Source organism: Sphingomonas sp. 37zxx (assembly GCF_000786205.1).
GTDB lineage: Bacteria > Pseudomonadota > Alphaproteobacteria > Sphingomonadales > Sphingomonadaceae > Sphingomonas.
On the sequence record NZ_JROH01000056.1, the window covers coordinates 1 to 19,494 of the forward strand.

The following is a 19,494-nucleotide window of genomic DNA, read 5'->3' on the forward strand; positions in this document are numbered from 1 at the left end:
ACGTAGTGTAGCTTTTGTAGCTTTCCGAGCGTCCGAACCGATCAAACACCCCCGTCGTTGCATCTTGCCCCCGCGCGCAGCATCGGTTAGCGACGGCGCACTGCCCCTGTGGTGAAATGGTAGACGCGCTCGACTCAAAATCGAGTGCCGCAAGGCGTGCTGGTTCGAGTCCGGCCAGGGGCACCATTTCGGACTCTTCGGAGTTCATTCGTTCTAACGCATTGAAAATCTTAAAGGGAATCGCCGCTTCGGCGGTTCGAAACCCCTCATTTCGAGCATATGCAATCGGCTCTGCGAAAGCCAGCTTCAGCACCGTGCGCTTGTCTGCAATGTTGTCGGAAACCCATAATTTATAAGGGTTTTCTAGAAACTCCATTGCGGTTCGATAAGTTGTATCGAAGTCCGCAGCCGAACGACCGCAAAGAGCGATCTTTTCCCTGAGCGCAGCCTTCTCAATTTCCAAACTGCGAACGCGATTCTCGAACGCCGTCGCAATGCTCGACACGTCTGAGGCGACGATCCGATCCACAAGCTGTTCAATCTGGCGTTCAATGCGGATCACTTCGCTCCGCATATGCTTGGCGTCTGACTGTTCGGAGGCCATGCGGGCGTTCCACAAATCGCGGAACATTTCCGAGGCCAGACCGAAAAGTTCAGGCGTCGGGCGCAAAGTCCGAAGCATGGCGTCGAATTGGCTTTCCAGCAGATCGCGACGAACGGACTTGCCACGCGAAACGCAGCCCTTGCTCTGGCACAAATAATAAGGATGACGAGCCGAACGGCCCTTGCTCCAGCAAGCCGTGTAGGCCGTGCCGCAATCGGAGCAGGTGACATAGCCACGCAGCGGGAAATCTTCGTTCACATCCTTGCGTGTAAACACGCGGGACTTGCCACGGATGATGTCTTGAACCTCTTGGTAGGTAGCCAGCGAGATAATGGCCTCATGCTTACCGCGCTGCATGACAATGCCCCATTCGGGGGCATGGATATAACCAGCGTAGAGCGGGCGGCTCATAAGTTCGGCGACGCGTTCGATGGTGAGAGTCTTCCGCATGGTCGCAGGCCATGCGAGCTGCGATTGCAGGAAGCGCATTATTTCCGCCATCCCGCCGAAGCGGCCCGAAGCGAAGCCTTCATAAGCCTGCTGGATCACCGAGGCGATAGGTTCGTCACGATGCAAGAGCTTACCGTGACCGTTCACACGGACATATTTCAGCCCGACGGGAGCGCGGAACGACCAATAGCCGTTCATCATACGCGCAACCATCCGGTGCTTGGTTTGCTCGCCATTTTTCTGCCTCTGGTGTTGTGACACCGAGGCAAGAAGGTTCTCGACAAGGATGCTGTCCGAGCTGTCGCCAAATTCAATCGACGGCGATTCCAGCAAACCGCCTGCGTTCTTGATCGCAACCCGCAAGGCGAGGTGCGTTTCAAGTGAACGGGCGAGACGGGATATGTCGTCGATGATGACAACGACTTGATCCGCCTTTTGCCTCTTTAGAAAGGCGATCATCGCCTTCATTCCAGGACGGCTCAGCACACTTCCCGACATATCGTCGGTGAAGGTTTCTACCACATCGCAATGGTGTTGCTCTGCATAGACGCGGCATCGCGTAATCTGGCTGGCGATTCCGTCGCCTTCCTTCACCTGCTTGGTGCTGCTGACGCGGGCATAAATGACCGCTTTGCGATGACCTTGTGTCATGGCGCGTTGAGATTTGAAGAAATGCGCGATTGGCCCAGCAGCCCGAGGGCCTGAGCCAACGCCTTGTGGTCCTTGACCGGATTCTTGCCACGCCGACGCGGGGGTGGATTGTTCGGGTCAAACAACCGCCAGCGCATATATTCCGATACGGGCATTCCAGCGGCATCGGCTTGAAGCCGAGCCTTCTCTTCAAATGTCAGCCGAAGCGATACGAACAGAAGAGAAGGCGGTTTATCCATTTCAGCCTCCTAATCGGGAGGCTCGCTTGGATCGGGGGGATTTGCGCGGCTTCGTTGTGTCGTTGGCGGCTACCGGACGGACTGTCTGAGCCTTTAGAATGCGGTTCCAGTTTTCCAGAGTCGAGAATAACTGGTTCGATAGCGCTCCGATTCTGGGCACCAGTTTTTCCGCGCCGCAGCGTGCGCGCGCGGTTTCCTTGACAATTTCGCCGATTTTTCAATTCGCGGGTCGCCATTGCGGCGCGTGATGGGTAACGCATTCAGGCTGCCGAAAGAAAAGCTTGATGCTGCTTACCGTTCTGACTGCACTGCCATTCCTCGCCGCGATTGTGCTGGCGCTGCTCGCCCGGGCCACGCGCGGCGTGCATATGGCGATTGCGATCGGGGCGAGCGCGATCGGTTTTGCGCTGCTGCTGTCGGCGGCCCCGACCGTCCTGGCGGGCACGTCGCTCACCGCGCGGATCGGCTGGATTCCGGCACTTGGCCTCGATTTCAGCCTGTGGCTCGATCCGCTGGGGCTGTTGTTCGCCGGGCTGATTTTGGGGATCGGGCTGCTCGTCGCGATCTATGCCCAAGGGTATCTGGCAAAGGACGAGCCGACCGGGCGGTTCCTGTCGTTCCTGATGCTGTTTCAGGGGGCGATGGTCGGGATCGCGCTGTCGAACAATATCCTGCTGATGCTGGTGTTCTGGGAGATGACCAGCCTGTCGTCGTTCCTGCTGATCGGTTTCTGGCGCGACCGCGCCGATGCGCGGCAGGGCGCGCGGATGGCGCTGGCGGTGACCGGCGGCGGCGGGCTGGCGCTGATCGCCGGGATGGTGTTGCTTGGCCAGGCCGCCGGCTCCTATGAGCTGGCGACGATCTTGACGCGCGGCGATCTGGTGCAGGCATCGCCGCTCTACCCCGCCATCCTCATCCTGGTGCTGCTCGGCGCATTCACCAAATCGGCGCAATTCCCGTTCCATTTCTGGCTGCCACACGCAATGGCCGCGCCCACCCCGGTCAGCGCCTATCTCCATTCGGCGACGATGGTGAAGGCGGGCGTCTTCCTGCTGGCCCGGCTGTGGCCGGTGCTGGCGGGGACCGACTGGTGGTTTTACCTGGTCGCCACGACCGGGCTGGCGACGATGTTGTTCGGCGCAGGCGCCGCGCTGTTCCGCAACGATTTGAAAGCGATCCTTGCCTATTCGACGATCAGCCAATTGGGGCTGATGGTAATGCTGCTCGGCTTCGGCACGCCCGCAGCGGCGGCTGCGGCGGTGTTCCACATCCTCAACCACGCCGCGTTCAAGGCGGCATTGTTCATGAACGCAGGCATCGTCGATCACGAGACCGGCACGCGCGACATCACCCGGCTGGGCGGGCTTGCCGCGCTGATGCCGCTCACCGCGACATTGGGCACGCTCGCCGCCGCCGCGATGGCTGGGATTCCGCCGCTCGGCGGCTTCATCTCGAAAGAGATGATGCTTGAGCAAAGCGTCCATACCGCCTTTGCCGGGCAATCGCTGCTGGTGCCGCTGCTGGCGACGATCGCGGCGACCTTGTCGGTCGCCTATTCGCTACGCTACGCCGCCGGCCTGTTCTTCGGCGCGCGCGCCACCGGCGACGTCGCCGCGCCGCATGATCCGGGCATGGCGATGATCGGCCCGTCGATAGCATTGGTGTTGCTCGCAATCGGTTTCGGGCTGCTGCCGATGACCATCGCCGGGCCGCTGGTGATCGCCGCCACCGGCGCGGTGATCGGTGCCGCCCCGCCCGCGCTCAACCTCGCGCTATGGCATGGGGTGAACCCCGCACTGGCGCTCAGCATCAGCGCGGTCGTGATCGGCGCACTGCTGCTCTGGCGGCGCGAGCCGATCGCGGCCTGGGCGGCCAGGCATCGCGCGCCCGACGCCAAATCTTTGTTCGACAGCGCGATGGCGGCGGCAGTGGGCCTCACCCGCCGCGCGTCGCTGGCGATCCACGCGGCGTCGCTGCAACGCTATCTGTTCATGCTGTTCGCCGTCGCGGTCGCCTTTGGCATTGATGCGATGCTCACGCGCGGCGGCATCACTGCTGGCACCCGCGTGACTCAGCCGGCATCGGACATCGCGATCGTCGCCTGGTTCGCGCTGGTCGCCGCCACCGCGGCGGTCGTGGTGGCGCAGCGGCAACGCTTTCTTGCCCTGGTGTTCATCAGCGTCATCGGCCTCGTCATGGCGCTTGCCTTCGTCCACCTCTCCGCCCCCGATCTGGCGCTGACGCAGATTTCGGTCGAGGTGGTCACCATCCTGCTGCTGCTGCTCGCGCTGCACCTGATGCCAAAGACGCCGCCACGGCTTTCGGGCAAGGCACGGCACGCGCGCGATGCGCTGCTGGGGGTGGTTGCCGGCATCGGCACCGGCTGGGCCGCCTGGGCGGTAATGACGCGCGACATCCGCGATTCGGTATCCGCCTTCCATTGGGCGAACAGCTATTCGGGCGGCGGCGGCACCAATGTCGTCAACGTCACGCTGGTCGATTTCCGCGCATTCGACACGCTGGGGGAGATCATCGTGCTGGGGATCGCGGGCCTTGCTATCTTCGCGCTGCTCGAACCCGCCGCGCGCGGCGTGGCCGGTCGGCGGCTGCGGTCGTGGCGAAAGGACATGCCGCATTCGCCCGAGCGCCATCCGATGATGTTCGTGATGGCGACCCGCCTGTTGCTGCCGCTGGCAATGCTGGTCGGTGTCTATATCTTCCTGCGCGGGCATAATCAGCCCGGCGGCGGCTTTATCGCGGCGCTGGTCGTGTCGATCGCTATCCTGCTGCAATATCTCGCCTCGGGCTTCGACTGGACCGACGAACGGCGCAAGATCGGTGAGCATCCGCTGATCGCCTATGGCGTGCTGATCGCGGTCGCGACCGGCCTTGGCTCGCTGGTGTTCGGCGCGCCGTTCCTGACCAGCAGCTTTGGCTATTTCACCCTGCCGCTGATCGGAAAGTTCGAACTGGCCACCGCGTCGCTGTTCGACCTGGGCGTACTCAGCGTCGTGGTCGGCGCGGTGATGATGGCATTGGCACAGCTAAGCCACGTCACCCAGCGCGCCGCCCGGCACGAAGACATCGTCGAAGGCGAGGCGGCGGAATGACCCTTGGATTGAGCCTGGAGTTTCTGGTCGCCAGCGCCATCGCGGTGCTGGTCGCGGGCGGGATCTATCTGGCGCTGCGTGGCCGCACCTTTCAGGTGGTGCTGGGGCTGACCTTGTTATCCTATGCCGTAAACCTGTTTCTGTTCGCGATCGGCCGCCTGATCGTTGATCGCCCGCCGCTTTATGCCAAGGGGCTGACCGAACATGCCGATCCGCTGCCACAGGCGCTGGTGCTCACCGCGATCGTCATAACCTTCGGCATGACCGCGCTGGTCGTCATCCTGTCGCTTCGCAGCTTCCTCGAAAGCGGTTCGGATCAGGTGGACGGCATCGTCGACGCTCCGAGCGACGAGACGCGCCCATGAACCTGGTCGATCATCTGGTCATTGCGCCAGTCGTCATTCCCGCGATCATCGCGCCGCTGGCGATGCTGGCGATGCGCCGGCGGCGGCGGATCGGGGTTGCGCTGTCGCTGGCCGGATGCGCCGCGATGCTGGTCGCCGCACTGGCGCTGTTCGCGGTCGCGCAGGACGATGCGATCCGCGCCTATCCGCTGGGCGACTGGCCCGCGCCATTCGGGATCGTGCTGGTCCTCGATCGGCTGTCGGCGATGATGCTGGTGCTGGCGGCGGCATTGGCGATGATCGTGATGGTCCACGCGATCGTCACCGCCGTCGATCGCAAGGGGTGGCATTTCCACCCGATGTTCCATTTCCAGTTGCTCGGCCTGAACGGCGCATTCCTCACCGGTGATTTGTTCAACCTGTTCGTCTTTTTCGAAGTGCTGCTGATCGCCTCCTATGGCCTGATGCTCCACGGCCAGGGCGCGGCGCGGCTGAAGGCTGGCGTTGCCTATGTCGTCGTCAATATCGTCGGATCGGCGCTGTTCCTGATCGCACTGGGGCTGCTCTATGGCCTGACGGGCACGCTCAACATGGCCGATCTGGCGCGCAGCATCGCGGCACTGGGGCCTGAAGATCAGGGGCTGATCCGCATGGCCGGGCTGTTGCTGGTTGCGGTGTTCGGCCTGAAGGCGGCGATCGTGCCGCTGCATCTGTGGTTGCCGTGCACCTATGCCGCCACCACCCCGGTCGTCGCGGCGCTGTTCGCGATCATGACCAAGGTGGGCGTCTATGCGATGATCCGCACCGTCCCGCTGATGTTCGGCGATTCGGCAGGTGCCGCCGCCTGGGTGCCCGCGCCGTGGCTGTTGCCCGCCGCCGCGCTGACCACGATCATCGGCTTTGCCGGGGTCTTCACCGCGCGGGCGATGCGCGAACAGGCGGCGTTCGCGATTGTCGGATCGACCGGCACGTTGCTGCTGGCGCTGTCCTGCTGGACCCAGGCGACGACGGCGGCTGCGGTCTTTTATCTGGTGCATGCGGTGCTGTCGGGCGCGGCGCTGTTCCTGGTCGCCGATGTCACGCTGCGCCGGCGCGGCCAATATAGCGACGCCACCGTCGCCAGCCCGCGCTTTGCCGGGCAGCAGGCCACAGGGCTGCTGTTCCTGGCCGCCACCATCGCCGCCGCCGGGCTGCCGCCGCTATCGGGCTTCGTCGCCAAATTGTTCATCCTGCAAACGACCTTCCCGGTCGCGCCGTGGTGGCTGATCTGGGCGACGATCCTGTGCACCACCCTGATCGGCGTGATCGGCTTTGCCCGCAGCGGCAGCGTGATCTTTTGGAAGGCCGCCCCGGCCGACGCCGCGCCGATCGCCTGCCCCGATCGGGTGCGCGCAGAGTTCATCGCGCCCGGCGCGCTGGTGGCGTTGCTGGCGTTGCTCACCCTGGGAGCCGGATGGGCGACGGGCGAGGCACAGGCAATCGCCGCCCAGATATACGCGCCCGATCGCTATATCGCCGCAGTGCTTGGCGACCAGGGCCAAAGCCAGGGCCAGAGCGAGACGCCGCGATGATCAAACGCATCCTGCCCCACCCCGCGCTATCCGTGATGCTGCTGGTCGTATGGCTGCTGATGGCGAACAGCATCACCTTTGGCGGGTTTGTCGTGGGATCGCTGCTCGGCATCGTCCTGCCCAAATTCACCGAGCCGTTCTGGCCAGACCGACCGACCATTCGCTTCGGACGGGCGCTGCTGGGCTATCTGGGAATCGTGCTATACGACATCGTCATCGCCAATTTTCACGTCGCCCGGCTGATCCTGTTCCGGCGCAACCGTGATCTCCGATCGCAATGGCTGATGATCCCCATCGACCTCACCAGCCCCGAGGCGATCACCGTGCTCGCCGGCACGATCAGCCTCACGCCCGGCACGGTATCGTCCGACGTATCCGCCGATGGCAAATATCTGCTGGTCCATGCGCTCGATGTCGAGGATGCCGACGCCGAAATCGCACGGATCAAGTCGCGCTATGAAGCGCCGCTGCAAAAGGTGTTCGCATGATCGCCATCGCGCTTCAGATCGCCGCCGGTGCGGTTACGCTGTCGCTGCTGTTCAACGGCTATCGGCTGCTCAAGGGGCCGGCGCTGGGCGACCGGATCGTCGCGCTCGACACGATGGTGATCAACGTCATCGCCGTCATCGTGCTGATCGGCATGATGACCGGGGCCGACACTTATTTCGAAGCCGCCCTGCTGCTGGCGATGGTCGGATTCGTCAGCACCATCGCCTATTGCAAGTTCATCCTGCGCGGAGACATCATCGAATGAACGGCGTGATGGACATCATGGTCACTATCCTGGTGCTGATCGGCGGCGGCTTCGTCCTGATCGGCAGCTGGGGGCTGGTTCGCCTGCCCTCGACGATGGAGCGGCTGCACGGCCCTACCAAGGCGACGACGCTTGGCCTCGGCGCATTGCTGCTGGCCTCGATGCTCTATTTCCAGGCAAAGCTCGGCATGTGGTCGGCGCATGAAGTGCTGATCTCGCTGTTCCTGTTCATCACCGCGCCGATTTCGGCGAACATGATTGCAAAGGTCCATCTGCACCGCGTGCGGATCGGCGCGATCACTGATCGCGACAGCATCGCCGGCCCCCCGCCCCGCCCCGCTACGGGCGGCGACTGGGCAACGTTCGAAGCTCCCGAACAGGACACCCCGGCCTCGACCGCCAACACCTGACCGCTAGGTCAAGGCTTCACATCGACAGCATGCACATCCAACGACGGATTGGCCCGGTTCCAGCGTACCGACCGCCACAGTGCCGTCACGATAAACGCGGCACCGATCAGCCCGGTGATCGTCTCAGGGATATGAAACCGCGCCGACAGCAGCATGATCGCCGACAGCGCCAGGATCGCCCAGAACGCGCCATGCTCAAGGAAGCGATATTGCGCGAGCGTGCCCTTTTCGACCAGCATGATCGTCATCGACCGGACGAACATCGCGCCAATGCCAAGGCCAAGCGCGATGATGAAAATGTTGTTGGTCAGCGCGAACGCACCGATCACCCCGTCGAACGAAAAGGATGAATCGAGCAATTCCAGATACAGGAAGCTGGCAAAGCCAGAGCGCACGACGATTCCGGTGACATTCCCCGCCGAATCAACCTGTTCGGGCGCTTCGAGCAGTGAATTGACCGCCTGCACCGCGATATAGGCCAGCAGCCCGAAAATGCCGGCGATGACGAAGGTGAACGCATCCGCCGGATCCAGCATCGTCGAAATGCCGTACAGCGCCGACAGCAGGATCGCGATCGCGATGGCGTCGACCGATGATAATTTCGTGAGCTGGCGCTCAACCACGCCGATCCAATGCACATCCTTGTCGCTGTCGAAAAAGAAATTCAGCCCGACCATGCCCAGAAACGCACCGCCAAAACCGGCAATGCCGATATGCGCGCCGGTGATGATCCGCTGATATTGCTCAGGATCGCTCGCTGCCAGCCGCACCGCCTCGATCGGTCCCAGCGAGGCCGCGATCGCCACGATCACCACCGGGAAGATGATCCGCATCCCGAACACCGCGATCAGGATGCCCCAGGTCAGAAATCGCCGCCGCCAGATCTCGTCCATGTCCTTCAGCACCGAGGCGTTGACCACCGCATTGTCGAACGACAGCGATATTTCGAGCACGCCGAGCACCAGCACGATCCACAGCACGCCAAGCGTTCCCGCCACGCTGCCGGTCATGCTCCAGCCGAGCCATGCCCCCAACGCGACGCAGATGACGGTAAAGACCAAAGAGCCTTTGAAAAACTGGAACATCAGTGAATTCTAATCCTTGCGTCCGGCGGTCGAGTACGATCAGCCCCCGACGTCGGGGTAACTGCCACGGTGCTACAACGTCCCGCCAGGTCAAAAGACGCTTTCGGAGATGTTGGCCCGGATCGCAAGCTGCTTGATATGGCGGCGCGTGTCGGGCGCTATCCCCTGATCTGCCGCGCGATCGATCGGCGGGTGGTCGTGCCATAGGGCGGTTTCAGCCCCGCAAGCTTGGCAACGTCCAGCCTGGGCTGCTGATAGATCGACCGTGCATGGCTGAACGTGCGGAATCCCGCCTCGCCATGATAGGCTCCCATGCCCGAGGGACCGATGCCGCCGAACGGCAATTCCTCCTGGCTGACATGGAACACCACATCGTCGAGCGTGACCCCGCCCGAAATGGTACGGTCGAGCACGCGGCGGCGCTCACCCGCATCGGTGCCGAAATGATACAACGCCAGCGGACGATCGCGGCGATTCACCTCGGCGATCGCACCGTCGATCGTGTCGTAGGTGCGGATTGGCAGGATCGGGCCAAAGATTTCCTCCTGCATCACCGTCATCGCATCGGTCGCGCCGCGGATGATGTGCAGCGGCAGCTTGCGGCTGTTCGACGCGGCGAAATCCTCGTTCGCCGGGTTCACGACGATCACCTCGGCCCCCTTGGCGCGGGCATCGTCGATCCAGCCGGTCAGCCGTTCGTGATGCCGATCGTTGATGATCGCGGTGTAATCGGGATTGGCGAGCAAAGTGGGATACAGCGCGCTAGCCGCCGCCTGTAGCCCGGCCACCGCTTCGTCCTCGCGGTCGGCAGGGACCAGCAGATAATCGGGCGCGAGGCAGATCTGCCCGGCGTTGAGCATCTTGCCGATCACCACCCGCTCGGTCGCGCGCGCGAAATCGGCCGATCGGCCCAGGATCACCGGCGATTTGCCGCCCAGCTCGAGCGTCACCGGCGTCAGATTGTCGGCGGCGGCATGCAGGATATGCCGTCCGATGCCGGTCGCGCCGGTGAACAGCAGGTGGTCGAACGGCAGCGCGGCAAACGCCTTGCCGACATCGGCCCCGCCCGACACGAACGCGACTTCGCTGGCATCGAAATATTGCGCGCCGACCTCTTCGAACAACGCGGCGACGCGGGGCGTGAATTCGCTGGTCTTCACCATCGCGCGATTGCCCGCGGCCAGCACCCCGGCAAGCGGGCTCATCACCAAGTTCACCGGGAAATTCCACGGCGCGATGATACCGACCACCCCCTTGGGCTGATATTCCACCCGCGCCCGCCCGCCGAGCAGCCCCAGCGGAAACAGCACCGGCTTCTTTTCGGGCCGCGACCAGCGATCGAGATGCTTGAGCGCATGGCGAAGCGGCGCGATCGACGCGGCGATGTCGGTCAACAGCGACTGTTCCTGGCTGCGATGGCCGAAGTCGTCGCTCAGCGCGGCGCAGAAACGCTGCTGGTTGCTCATCAGCATCGCGATCGCACGATTCAACCGGTCGCGCCGGGCGTCGAGCGTGACCGGCAGTTCGGCCATGAACGCGGCGCGTTGGCCGTCTAGGATCGATTGCATGCGTCCGCTCCCGGTTGTTTACACCAGTGTAAGCGATCCGCCGACCGCGACAAGCCACCAACCATAAGCGGCAATCGCCAGCAACGTGCCCAGCGGCAGCCGATCGCTTGCCCGCGTCCGCCGCAGGAGCAATGCGGCAAGGATGCCCAATATACAGGCCGCCAGCAATATCTGGGGCAGCGCCTGCCACCCCAGCCACAGCCCGATCGCGCCAAATAATTTGGGATCGCCCCCGCCCAAGCCCATCCGCCCGCGCGCCCGGCGATAGACGAAGGCGACCAGCCACAGCACGCCGAACCCCGCCATCCCGCCGATCGCCCGGTCGAACAGCGGTGGCGGCAGCCTCGCCGCGCCGCCAGCCAACCCGCCGATCGCCAGCGCAAGCACCAGCGGGTTGGGCAACCAGAAGGCCGCCAAGTCGATCGCCGCCAGCGCCAGCAACAGCCAACCGAATAGCGCCCCCACCGCGCCCTCGATCCCCGGCGCGACCAGCCCCGCGCTCACCCCGATCACCAGCCCTGCGACTTCGGTCACCGGATGGCCGATCGCGATTCGCGTGCCGCATGCCCGGCATCGCCCGCGCTGCACCGCGAAGCTCAGGATCGGCACCAATTCGATCACGCGCAGCGGCTTGCCGCACCCGTCACAGGCCGACCGTCCGTGCAATGCCGAGCGCCCTTGCGGCCAGCGGATCGCGACGGTGGCGATGAAACTGCCAAACACCGCCCCCAGCGTACCGAGCAACACCGGCCAGATCATATATCACCCTTCCCGTCGCCGCGATCCCGCCCGCCTAGCCGTCCCGCCGGTCGATGCCCAGCGCCCCCGGCTTTGCAAAGCCGCCTCCCGCCCCCTAGATCGGCGGAAACCAAAATCGAGAGAAATTCCAGTGTCATCCAACCCCGCCGATCCGGTCGTCATCGCCAGCTATGCCCGCACCCCGATGGGCAGCTTCATGGGCTGCCTGACCGACGCCACCGCGACCCAGCTTGGCGCGGCGGCAGTGGGGGCCGCGGTCGAACGCGCGGGGCTGAAGGGCGAGGCGATCGAGCGTATCTACATGGGCTGCGTCCTGCCCGCCGGTCTTGGCCAGGCCCCCGCGCGGCAAGCGGCGTTGGGTGCCGGCCTGCCCGACCATGTCGAGGCGACGACGCTCAACAAGATGTGCGGATCGGGCATGCAGGCAGCGATCATGGCCGCCGAGGCGCTGGCGGCAGGCACCGCCGATTTCATCGTCGCCGGCGGCATGGAGAGCATGACCAACGCCCCCTATTTGTCGCAGCGCCACCGATCGGGCGCGCGCATCGGCCATGACGTGATGAAGGATCACATGTATCTCGACGGGCTCGAGGATGCCTATGAACCCGGTCGGCTGATGGGCAGCTTCGCCGAAGCCACCGCCGCCGAATATCAGTTCACCCGCGCCGCGCAGGATGATTTCGCGATCGCCAGCCTTCAGCGCGCGCAGCAGGCGCAAATCTCGGGCGCGTTCGATCGCGAGATCGTGGCGGTCGAGGTCAAGGGCCGCAAAGGCGTCACCACCGTCCGGCTCGACGAACAGCCAGCGCGCGGCGACATCGCCAAGATACCGACGCTGAAACCCGCCTTCTCGAAGGACGGCACGATCACCGCCGCCAACGCCTCGTCGATCTCCGATGGCGCGGCGGCGCTGGTGATGACGCGCATGTCGATCGCCGAGAAGTTCGGCCTCACCCCGGTCGCGCGGGTCGTCGCCCATGCCGGCCACGCGCACGCATCGTCCCGCTTCACCACCGCACCGGTGTTCGCGATGCGCAAAGCGCTCGAAAAGGCGGGATGGAGCACCGGCGATGTTGATTTGTTCGAGGTCAACGAAGCATTCGCCTGTGTCGCGATGATCGCGATGCGCGATCTGGGGCTGTCGCACGAGGTGGTCAATGTTCACGGCGGTGCCTGTGCGCTCGGCCACCCGATCGGCGCCAGCGGCGCGCGCATCCTGGCAACCTTGCTGTCGGCGCTCGAGACCAAGGGCGCGCGGCGCGGGCTTGCTTCGCTGTGCATCGGCGGCGGCGAAGCTACCGCGATGGCGGTCGAACTGATCGGCTGAGCCGCTTTTCCCCTCCCTTCCAGGGAGGGGAGCAAGTCAGTTGATGTCCTCATCGGGCGCGACACCCCATAACCGCGCCTGTTCGATATAGCCGCCGCGCCCCTTCACATCGATCCGGCACCAGCCGCGCGTACAGCCGATGACCCGGCCGACGACGCCCGGCGCGACACGCCACGCCACCCGCCCGTCGGCGCTCGCCGATTCGCGCAGTTCGGTAATGCCGCCCTGGACGATCCCGGTGCGACGATCGCTCAGCAGGCCCACCTGCATCCAGCCGCTGGTGCCGTCGACGCTCTCGACCTTGCGCCAGTCGCGATAAATGTCGATCACCCGGATCGGCAGGTCGGCGCGCACATACACCCAGCTCACCGGGTAATTGCGCCCTGGGCCGGTCCGCATCCGCGCTTCGCTGGCTGCGATCGACGCATAATAAGGCGGCTTGCGCTGCTGCCCCACCGCCGGCGTGACGATCACCGCCAGCGCGACCGCCGCCGCGATCCAGCCGCGTTTGCGTTTCATCCTATCCATAGTACCCATGGACTCCCCCGTAGCGCGTCGATCAGCCAGCCTTCAAGGCGTTGACTGGCAACGAAGGCAAGGCCAATCGAATAATATGCCCGATCAGCGATCCGCCCGCCCCAAAGTGATAGTAACCCGTGCGCTGCCCGATGGCGCTTCGGATCGAATGCTCGAATTGTTCGATACCGTCCTTAATCGAGACGATGTGCCGATGGACCGCGCGGCGCTGACCGCGGCGATGGCCGATTTCGACGTGCTGGTCCCCACCGTCACCGACAGCATCGACGCGGACCTGATCGCAGCGGCCGGCCCCCGGCTGAAGCTGATCGCCAACTATGGTGCCGGGGTGAACCATATCGACCTGAAGGCCGCGCGCGCACGCGGGATCATGGTCACCAACACCCCCGGCGTGCTCACCGAAGATACCGCCGACATGACGATGGCGCTGATCGTAAGCGTCCCCCGCCGGCTGGGCGAGGGCGAGAAACTGGTGCGATCGGGCGCGTGGACCGGATGGAGCCCCACCGCGATGCTGGGTCATCGCATCGGCGGCAAGGTGCTGGGCATCGTCGGCATGGGCCGCATCGGCCAGGCGGTTGCGGCCCGCGCGCGCGCCTTCGGGCTAACGATCCATTATCATAACCGCCATCGCCTGCCCGGCGTGCTCGAGGCGCAGCTCGGCGCAACCTGGCATGCCGATCTCGACGAGATGTTGGCGGCGATCGACATTTTGACGATCCACACCCCGCGCAACGCCGACAGCGAAAACCTGATCGATGCACGCCGCATCGGGCTGCTTCGCCCCCATGTTTACGTCATCAACGCCTCGCGCGGCGGCATCCTGGACGAAGAGGCGTTGATCGACGCGCTGGAGGGCGGGCGATTGGCGGGCGCGGGACTCGATGTGTGGCAGCACGAACCCGCGATCGACCCGCGGCTGCTGGCGTTGCCCAATGTGGTGATGACCCCGCATATGGGATCGGCGACTTTCGAGGGCCGGGCTGCTACGGGGGCAAAGGTGATCGCCAATATCCGCGTCTGGGCCGACGGCCACCGCCCGCCCGACCAGGTGCTGGAAGGCTGGGTCTAGGCACCTGCCTTCGTCATTCCCGCGAAGGCGGGAATGACGAGCACTAGCCTTACTCCAGCGGCCCCGCATATTGCGGCCCGGCATAATCGCTGAACCGCGTAATCTCGGGCTCGAACTTCAGGATCACCTTGCCCGTCGCGCCGTGGCGCTGCTTGGCGATGATCAGCTCGGCCAGGCCATAGACCCGTTCCATTTCCATATGCCATTTCTGATGGTCTTCGAACACGCGCGGATCGTCGCCTTCCACCGGGCGCTTGGGCTCGCGCGCGGCGACGTAATAATCCTCGCGATAGACGAAGAACACGATGTCGGCGTCCTGCTCGATCGACCCCGATTCGCGAAGGTCCGACAGCATCGGGCGCTTGTCCTCACGCTGCTCGACCGCGCGGCTTAGCTGCGACAGCGCCATCACCGGCACGTCGAGATCCTTGGCCAGTGTCTTCAACCCGCGGCTGATTTCCGAAATTTCCTGTACGCGATTATCGCTCGCGCGGCTGTTCGACCCTGATAGCAGCTGAAGATAATCGACGACGATGAACTTCAAATCGTCCTTCAGCGTCCGCTTGAGCCGGCGCACGCGGGTGTGGAGCGCGCTGATCGACAGGCCGGCGGTATCGTCAATGAACAAGGGCAGGTTCTGCAGATCGGTCGCGGCATCGGCGAGCTGGCGGAATTCGGCCTTGCTGATCTTGCCCATGCGCAAAGCTTCCGAACTGATCCGCGATTGTTCGGCAAGGATACGGGTCGCGAGCTGGTCGGCGGACATTTCGAGGCTGAAAAAGGCGACCTTCGCCCCCACCGAATCCTTTGGCGCAATCCCCAGCGCCATGTCGTCGATCCAGCGGCGCGAGGCGTTGAACGCGATGTTGGTGGCAAGCGAGGTCTTGCCCATGCCCGGACGCCCGGCAAGGATCATCAAATCCGAATGATGCAGGCCACCGATCCGCGCGTTGATGCTGTCGAACCCCGTGGTGACGCCCGACAAACCGCCGCCGGTATTCAGCGCCTTGGCCGCCATGTCGACCGCCGCAGTCGTCGCCTGTGCAAAGGTCTTGATCGTCTTGGTGGTGTCGCGTCCCGCCGCCACCGCGAACAGCGCCTCTTCGGCTGCCTCGACCTGCGCCGCCGGGTTGATCGCCTCCGACGTGTCCATCGCCTTTTCGACCAGGTCGCGCCCCACCTCGACCAGCGTGCGGAGCATCGCCAGGTCGTATATCTGCTTGGCAAACTGCTTGGCTCCGATCAGCCCCGCGCCCGATCCGGTCAATTGCGCCAGATAGGCAGGGCCGCCCAGCTCCTTCATCCCCTCGTCGCCTGCGAACATCGGGCGCAGCGTCAGCGGATTGGCCAGCATATCCTCGCCGCGCAGCTTGCCGATGGCCGAAAAGATGCGGCCATGCACCGGCTCAAAGAAATGGTCGGGCGTCAGCATGTCGGCGACATCGTCGGCCAGTCGGTTGTCGATCATCATCGCGCCGAGCAAAGCCGCCTCGGCCTCGACATTCTGCGGGAGGCGCAACCCTTCGCCGGGTGCGGTATGTATCACGGGGAGCGTTGCCATAGTGCCTAATCCGGCAATGCGGCCCGGCGCGCAAGGCACGATGGCTGTGGATAACGCGCAGAACTCTGTGCCCCGTTGATCTTGCGCGGCAAAGGGTTATCGCGAGAACGCTATGGCCGACCCCAGGATCATCGACGTCAGTCTGGACGAACGCACGATCCTGTGGCGCAATGCCGATATCGAACAGGAACGGCGAATTGCGATCTTCGATCTGCTCGAAGGCAATTTTTTCAAACCGTTGCGCGAACATCCTGATGGCTATGCCGGCCCCTACAAGCTGACGATCAGTGTCGAGGAAGGGCGGCTGGCGCTGGCGATGGCGCGTGAGGACGGATCGTCGCTCGAAACGCTGGTGCTGGCGATGGGGCGTTTCCAGCGGCCGATCAAAAGCTATTTCGCGATCTGCGACAGCTATTATCAGGCGATTCGCAGCGCCACCGCCGATCATATCGAAACCGTCGATATGGCGCGGCGCGCGGTGCATAACGAGGCGGCCGAGTTGCTGCAGGAGCGGCTGGCGCGCAATATCGAGGTGGATTTCGATACCGCGCGGCGGCTGTTCACGCTGATCTGCGTGCTGCACATCAAATCATAAAGGGACTTTCAGGCGGTGCATTTCTGGGGGCTGGGACGGCTGCTGATCGCGGTCGGCGCGGCAGCGGTCGTTGCCGGCGGCGGCTGGCTGTACGCGGGGCAATGGCGACCATCGATCGAGGATTATCCGGTGCAGGGCGTCGATGTGAGCGCCGCCACCGGCGCGATCGACTGGCATGTCGCGCATGCCTCGGGCGTGGATTTCGCCTATCTGGTGGCCACCGCCGGTGACAATATGCGCGACGAAGCCTTTGCGGGCCATTGGCAGGCGCTACCCGCCGCAGGGGTGCGGCGCGGGGCGATGCACCTCTATGCGCCCTGCCGCCCCGGCACCGAACAAGCCGATCATTTCAATGCAACCGTTCCGCGCACCGGCGATTCGCTGCCGGTCGCCATCGCGTTCGACCTCGACTCCAACTGCATTCCCGCCCCGACGCGCGGCGCGATGCAGGGGCAGGTGCGGGCATTTCTGGCGCGCGTCGAACGCCACACCGGCAAACCCGCGCTGCTGCGCGTAACCCCGGCGTTCGAGGCGCAATATCAGCTTAGCCAAACCATCAACCGCACCTTCTGGGCAGCACGCGCCTTTCGCAAGCCCGACTATCTGGCGCAGGGGTGGCGCATGTGGCAGGCGAACCCGATGCGCCGCGTCAACGGGATTGAGCGGCCGACAAATTGGAATGTGGTGGCACCTTGACCCAGACGAACCCCGTGAACCCGGCTGACGCTATCGCCATCGACCCCGCCGCGCTGATCGCGGCGGCGCGGGTTGCCGCGCGCAACGCCCATGCGCCCTATTCGCGTTTTTCGGTCGGCGCGGCGGTACTGCTGACCGATGGCACGATCGTCACCGGCGCGAACTTCGAAAATGCCAGCTACGGCTTGTCGTTGTGCGCCGAAACGGTGGCGATCGCGACGCTCAGCGCGGCGGGGCGGCTTCGCGATGTCACGGCGATCGGGGTGATCGGCGGGATGCAGGTCGATGGCGTGGCCACCGGCACCGATCCGGTGCGCCCCTGCGGGCGCTGCCGCCAGGTGCTGAACGAAGCGGCGGGCATTGGCGGTCGCGACATCGCGGTATTCTGCGCCGGCGCGCAGGGCGATCGGATCGAAACCCACCGCCTGCGCGACTTGTTGCCGCACGCCTTCGGCCCCGCCGACCTGGGGCTTTGACGCCGCTTCTCTGGCGGATCAGTGCGCCGGGGCCGCTGCCCCGGCCTTTTTCGGCAACAGGTGCAGGATCGCGACGATCGCGCCGCCGACGATCAACCCGACGATCGCCGCGCCCAATGCGGTGACCAGCCATTCCAGCACGCCGCGCGCACCCGCGATCGCGCCACCGGCGACAACCGCGACATCGTGAATGACGTGCTCGATCCCGGCCAGCCCGAACTCGGCCAGGCCGTGCACGATAATGCCGCCACCGACCCAGATCATCGCGGCAGTGCCGACGATCGACAGCGTCTTGAGCAGCACTGGCATCGATTTGACCAGACCGCGCCCAAAAGCGGCGCTGCTGCCCTGCCCGGCTGCCAGGTGCAGGCCGATATCATCCATCTTCACGATGATCGCCACCACGCCATAAACGCCGACCGTGATGACCAGGCCAACCAGCGCCAGCACGATTGCCTGTTGCCAGATCGATCCGCCGCCCAGTTCACCCAGCGCAATCGCCATGATTTCGGCGGACAGGATGAAATCGGTGCGGATCGCCCCCGATACCTGCCGGTCCTCCAGCTCGGCGGGATCGGTGATCGCCGCTACTTCTGCCCCATGTTCCTTGCCCGACAAGGCTTCATAGACTTTTTCGGCACCCTCGAAGCACAAATAGCTGCCACCGATCATCAGTAGCGGCGTCAGCGCCCAGGGCAGCCATGCGCTGATCGCCAGCGCCGCGGGCAGCAGGAACAACAGCTTGTTCTTGAGTGAACCCATCGCGATCTTGCCGATGATCGGCAATTCGCGCTGTGGCGGCAGGCCGACGACATAGCGCGGGGTGACCGCGGCATCGTCGATCACTACCCCCGCCGTCTTGCTGCCCGCCCGCGCCGCAGCCGCGCCGACATCGTCGAGCGACGCCGCCGCCAGCTTTGTCAGCGCCGCCACGTCGTCTAGCAGCGCCACTAATCCCCCGGCCATGTCGTCCCTTTCGCCATCAATCCTGTGCGCGACGCATATGCCGCCAATTGGTTGCGCCGGTCACGCTAATAGTAATCGCTCGAACCTTGCCCATGGCCAGGAAAGCGGCGAAGAGCGGCGCAAAGGGGAAGTCATCCATGATCCTGTCCGACCGCTGGATTCGCGAAGCCGCCACGACCAGGCGGATGATCGAACCGTTCACCGAATCGCAGCGGCGTGAAGGCTGCATCAGCTATGGCCTGTCATCCTATGGCTATGACGCGCGGGTCGCCGACGAGTTCAAGATCTTCACCAATGTCGACAGCGCGGTGGTGGACCCCAAGAATTTCGACTCGAACAGCTTTGTCGATCGCAAGACCGATGTGTGCATCATCCCGCCCAACAGCTTCGCGCTGGCGCGGACAGTCGAATATTTCCGGGTGCCGCGCGACGTGCTGGTCATCTGCCTCGGCAAATCGACCTATGCGCGCTGCGGAATCATCGTGAACGTCACCCCGCTCGAACCCGAATGGGAGGGGCATGTGACGCTGGAATTTTCCAACACCACGCCGCTGCCGGCGAAAATCTATGCCAATGAGGGCGCGTGCCAGTTCCTGTTCCTGCAGGGGAACGAGGTGTGCGAGACCAGCTATGCCGATCGTGCGGGCAAATATATGGGCCAGCGCGGGGTTACGCTGCCACGGCTGTAAGACCCCGATCCGAAAGTAGTTGAGCGATAC

19 protein-coding genes, 1 tRNA gene and 1 pseudogene are annotated in these 19,494 nt (G+C 64.3%); 13 read left to right on the forward strand and 8 right to left on the reverse strand.

Annotated features, from left to right (window positions below):
- Positions 1–102 precede the first annotated feature (102 nt).
- Positions 103–186: transfer RNA gene (locus QU44_RS15255), tRNA-Leu, on the forward strand.
- A gap of 499 nt (positions 187–685) precedes the next feature.
- Here QU44_RS15255 and QU44_RS19005 read toward each other — a convergent pair.
- Positions 686–1,705: pseudogene (locus QU44_RS19005) on the reverse strand (recombinase family protein); the annotation flags it as partial.
- Positions 1,702–1,944 carry a hypothetical protein gene (locus QU44_RS15265; protein WP_052134942.1) on the reverse strand — a complete coding sequence of 81 codons (243 nt, stop codon included), beginning with the start codon at positions 1,942–1,944 and terminating at the stop codon, positions 1,702–1,704. The pseudogene QU44_RS19005 and the gene QU44_RS15265, both read right to left, overlap by 4 nt.
- A gap of 284 nt (positions 1,945–2,228) precedes the next feature.
- On the opposite strand from QU44_RS15265, the gene QU44_RS15270 reads away from it, so the two are divergent.
- From QU44_RS15270 to QU44_RS15295, 6 genes are read left to right on the forward strand one after another with little or no spacing between them, the layout of a single operon-like run.
- Entirely contained in the window at positions 2,229–5,054 is a 2,826-nt protein-coding gene (locus QU44_RS15270) for a monovalent cation/H+ antiporter subunit A (RefSeq protein WP_033923268.1), read from the forward strand.
- 8 nt (positions 5,055–5,062) lie between these two features.
- Positions 5,063–5,419: a Na+/H+ antiporter subunit C gene (locus QU44_RS15275; RefSeq protein WP_197054348.1), complete on the forward strand. Its 357-nt coding sequence runs from the start codon at positions 5,063–5,065 to the stop codon at positions 5,417–5,419.
- Positions 5,416–6,969, forward strand: coding sequence for a monovalent cation/H+ antiporter subunit D (locus QU44_RS15280; protein WP_033923269.1), 1,554 nt, complete (start codon positions 5,416–5,418; stop codon positions 6,967–6,969). The genes QU44_RS15275 and QU44_RS15280 overlap by 4 nt, the downstream gene beginning before the upstream one ends.
- Positions 6,966–7,457 (forward strand): Na+/H+ antiporter subunit E, encoded by a 492-nt coding sequence (locus tag QU44_RS15285; RefSeq protein ID WP_033923270.1) that lies wholly within the window; start codon positions 6,966–6,968, stop codon positions 7,455–7,457. Before QU44_RS15280 ends, QU44_RS15285 begins: the two co-directional genes overlap by 4 nt.
- Entirely contained in the window at positions 7,454–7,723 is a 270-nt protein-coding gene (locus QU44_RS15290; protein ID WP_033923271.1) for a K+/H+ antiporter subunit F, read from the forward strand. Before QU44_RS15285 ends, QU44_RS15290 begins: the two co-directional genes overlap by 4 nt.
- Positions 7,720–8,133 (forward strand): Na+/H+ antiporter subunit G, encoded by a 414-nt coding sequence (locus tag QU44_RS15295; protein WP_033923272.1) that lies wholly within the window; start codon positions 7,720–7,722, stop codon positions 8,131–8,133. The genes QU44_RS15290 and QU44_RS15295 overlap by 4 nt, the downstream gene beginning before the upstream one ends.
- 8 nt (positions 8,134–8,141) lie before the next feature.
- On the opposite strand, the gene QU44_RS15300 is transcribed toward QU44_RS15295, so the two are convergent.
- The 3 genes from QU44_RS15300 to QU44_RS15310 all read right to left on the reverse strand — a co-directional run bounded on the left by QU44_RS15300 (position 8,142) and on the right by QU44_RS15310 (position 11,545).
- Positions 8,142–9,218 (reverse strand): DUF475 domain-containing protein, encoded by a 1,077-nt coding sequence (locus QU44_RS15300; protein WP_033923273.1) that lies wholly within the window; start codon positions 9,216–9,218, stop codon positions 8,142–8,144.
- Positions 9,219–9,376: 158 nt separating this feature from the next.
- The gene (locus QU44_RS15305) at positions 9,377–10,786 is read right to left on the reverse strand and encodes a coniferyl aldehyde dehydrogenase (RefSeq protein WP_033923274.1); all 1,410 of its coding nucleotides are present in this window, start codon (positions 10,784–10,786) and stop codon (positions 9,377–9,379) included.
- 18 nt (positions 10,787–10,804) lie between these two features.
- The gene (locus QU44_RS15310; protein WP_033923275.1) at positions 10,805–11,545 is read right to left on the reverse strand and encodes a prepilin peptidase; all 741 of its coding nucleotides are present in this window, start codon (positions 11,543–11,545) and stop codon (positions 10,805–10,807) included.
- 130 nt (positions 11,546–11,675) lie between these two features.
- Between QU44_RS15310 and QU44_RS15315 the strand changes: the two genes are divergently transcribed.
- Positions 11,676–12,872 (forward strand): acetyl-CoA C-acyltransferase, encoded by a 1,197-nt coding sequence (locus QU44_RS15315; protein ID WP_033923276.1) that lies wholly within the window; start codon positions 11,676–11,678, stop codon positions 12,870–12,872.
- Positions 12,873–12,908: 36 nt separating this feature from the next.
- Here QU44_RS15315 and QU44_RS15320 read toward each other — a convergent pair whose 3' ends face one another.
- Positions 12,909–13,391 carry an SH3 domain-containing protein gene (locus QU44_RS15320; RefSeq protein ID WP_033923284.1) on the reverse strand — a complete coding sequence of 161 codons (483 nt, stop codon included), beginning with the start codon at positions 13,389–13,391 and terminating at the stop codon, positions 12,909–12,911.
- Positions 13,392–13,485: 94 nt separating this feature from the next.
- On the opposite strand from QU44_RS15320, the gene QU44_RS15325 reads away from it, so the two are divergent.
- Positions 13,486–14,481 carry a 2-hydroxyacid dehydrogenase gene (locus QU44_RS15325; RefSeq protein WP_033923277.1) on the forward strand — a complete coding sequence of 332 codons (996 nt, stop codon included), beginning with the start codon at positions 13,486–13,488 and terminating at the stop codon, positions 14,479–14,481.
- 49 nt (positions 14,482–14,530) lie between these two features.
- Here the strand turns inward: QU44_RS15325 and QU44_RS15330 are convergent, their stop codons facing one another.
- On the reverse strand, positions 14,531–16,042 hold the full coding sequence (locus QU44_RS15330) for a replicative DNA helicase (protein ID WP_033923278.1): 1,512 nt from the start codon (positions 16,040–16,042) through the stop codon (positions 14,531–14,533).
- Positions 16,043–16,154: 112 nt separating this feature from the next.
- Here QU44_RS15330 and QU44_RS15335 point away from each other — a divergent pair, with 112 nt between their 5' ends.
- From QU44_RS15335 to QU44_RS15345, 3 genes are read left to right on the forward strand one after another with little or no spacing between them, the layout of a single operon-like run.
- A complete protein-coding gene (locus QU44_RS15335) occupies positions 16,155–16,637 on the forward strand; it encodes a UPF0262 family protein (protein WP_033923279.1) in 483 nt (160 codons plus the stop codon).
- Positions 16,638–16,652: 15 nt separating this feature from the next.
- Positions 16,653–17,333, forward strand: a complete 681-nt coding sequence (locus tag QU44_RS15340) for a glycoside hydrolase family 25 protein (RefSeq protein ID WP_052134944.1) — start codon at positions 16,653–16,655, stop codon at positions 17,331–17,333.
- 14 nt (positions 17,334–17,347) lie between these two features.
- Positions 17,348–17,809 carry a cytidine deaminase gene (locus tag QU44_RS15345; protein ID WP_231621768.1) on the forward strand — a complete coding sequence of 154 codons (462 nt, stop codon included), beginning with the start codon at positions 17,348–17,350 and terminating at the stop codon, positions 17,807–17,809.
- A gap of 18 nt (positions 17,810–17,827) precedes the next feature.
- Here QU44_RS15345 and QU44_RS15350 read toward each other — a convergent pair whose 3' ends face one another.
- Entirely contained in the window at positions 17,828–18,775 is a 948-nt protein-coding gene (locus QU44_RS15350; RefSeq protein WP_033923280.1) for a DUF808 domain-containing protein, read from the reverse strand.
- A 137-nt stretch (positions 18,776–18,912) separates the two neighbouring features.
- On the opposite strand from QU44_RS15350, the gene dcd reads away from it, so the two are divergent.
- Positions 18,913–19,464: a dCTP deaminase gene (gene dcd, locus QU44_RS15355; protein ID WP_033923281.1), complete on the forward strand. Its 552-nt coding sequence runs from the start codon at positions 18,913–18,915 to the stop codon at positions 19,462–19,464.
- Positions 19,465–19,494: the final 30 nt, after the last annotated feature.

Bases quoted from the DNA above. Each gene is read 5' to 3' on its own strand.
- QU44_RS15265 (WP_052134942.1), bottom strand. From the start codon at position 1,944: ATGGATAAACCGCCTTCTCTTCTGTTCGTATCGCTTCGGCTGACATTT.
- QU44_RS15270 (WP_033923268.1), top strand. From the start codon at position 2,229: ATGCTGCTTACCGTTCTGACTGCACTGCCATTCCTCGCCGCGATTGTG.
- QU44_RS15280 (WP_033923269.1), top strand. From the start codon at position 5,416: ATGAACCTGGTCGATCATCTGGTCATTGCGCCAGTCGTCATTCCCGCG.
- QU44_RS15285 (WP_033923270.1), top strand. From the start codon at position 6,966: ATGATCAAACGCATCCTGCCCCACCCCGCGCTATCCGTGATGCTGCTG.
- QU44_RS15290 (WP_033923271.1), top strand. From the start codon at position 7,454: ATGATCGCCATCGCGCTTCAGATCGCCGCCGGTGCGGTTACGCTGTCG.
- QU44_RS15295 (WP_033923272.1), top strand. From the start codon at position 7,720: ATGAACGGCGTGATGGACATCATGGTCACTATCCTGGTGCTGATCGGC.
- QU44_RS15300 (WP_033923273.1), bottom strand. From the start codon at position 9,218: ATGTTCCAGTTTTTCAAAGGCTCTTTGGTCTTTACCGTCATCTGCGTC.
- QU44_RS15305 (WP_033923274.1), bottom strand. From the start codon at position 10,786: ATGCAATCGATCCTAGACGGCCAACGCGCCGCGTTCATGGCCGAACTG.
- QU44_RS15310 (WP_033923275.1), bottom strand. From the start codon at position 11,545: ATGATCTGGCCGGTGTTGCTCGGTACGCTGGGGGCGGTGTTTGGCAGT.
- QU44_RS15320 (WP_033923284.1), bottom strand. From the start codon at position 13,391: ATGAAACGCAAACGCGGCTGGATCGCGGCGGCGGTCGCGCTGGCGGTG.
- QU44_RS15325 (WP_033923277.1), top strand. From the start codon at position 13,486: ATGCCCGATCAGCGATCCGCCCGCCCCAAAGTGATAGTAACCCGTGCG.
- QU44_RS15330 (WP_033923278.1), bottom strand. From the start codon at position 16,042: ATGGCAACGCTCCCCGTGATACATACCGCACCCGGCGAAGGGTTGCGC.
- QU44_RS15335 (WP_033923279.1), top strand. From the start codon at position 16,155: ATGGCCGACCCCAGGATCATCGACGTCAGTCTGGACGAACGCACGATC.
- QU44_RS15350 (WP_033923280.1), bottom strand. From the start codon at position 18,775: ATGGCCGGGGGATTAGTGGCGCTGCTAGACGACGTGGCGGCGCTGACA.
- dcd (WP_033923281.1), top strand. From the start codon at position 18,913: ATGATCCTGTCCGACCGCTGGATTCGCGAAGCCGCCACGACCAGGCGG.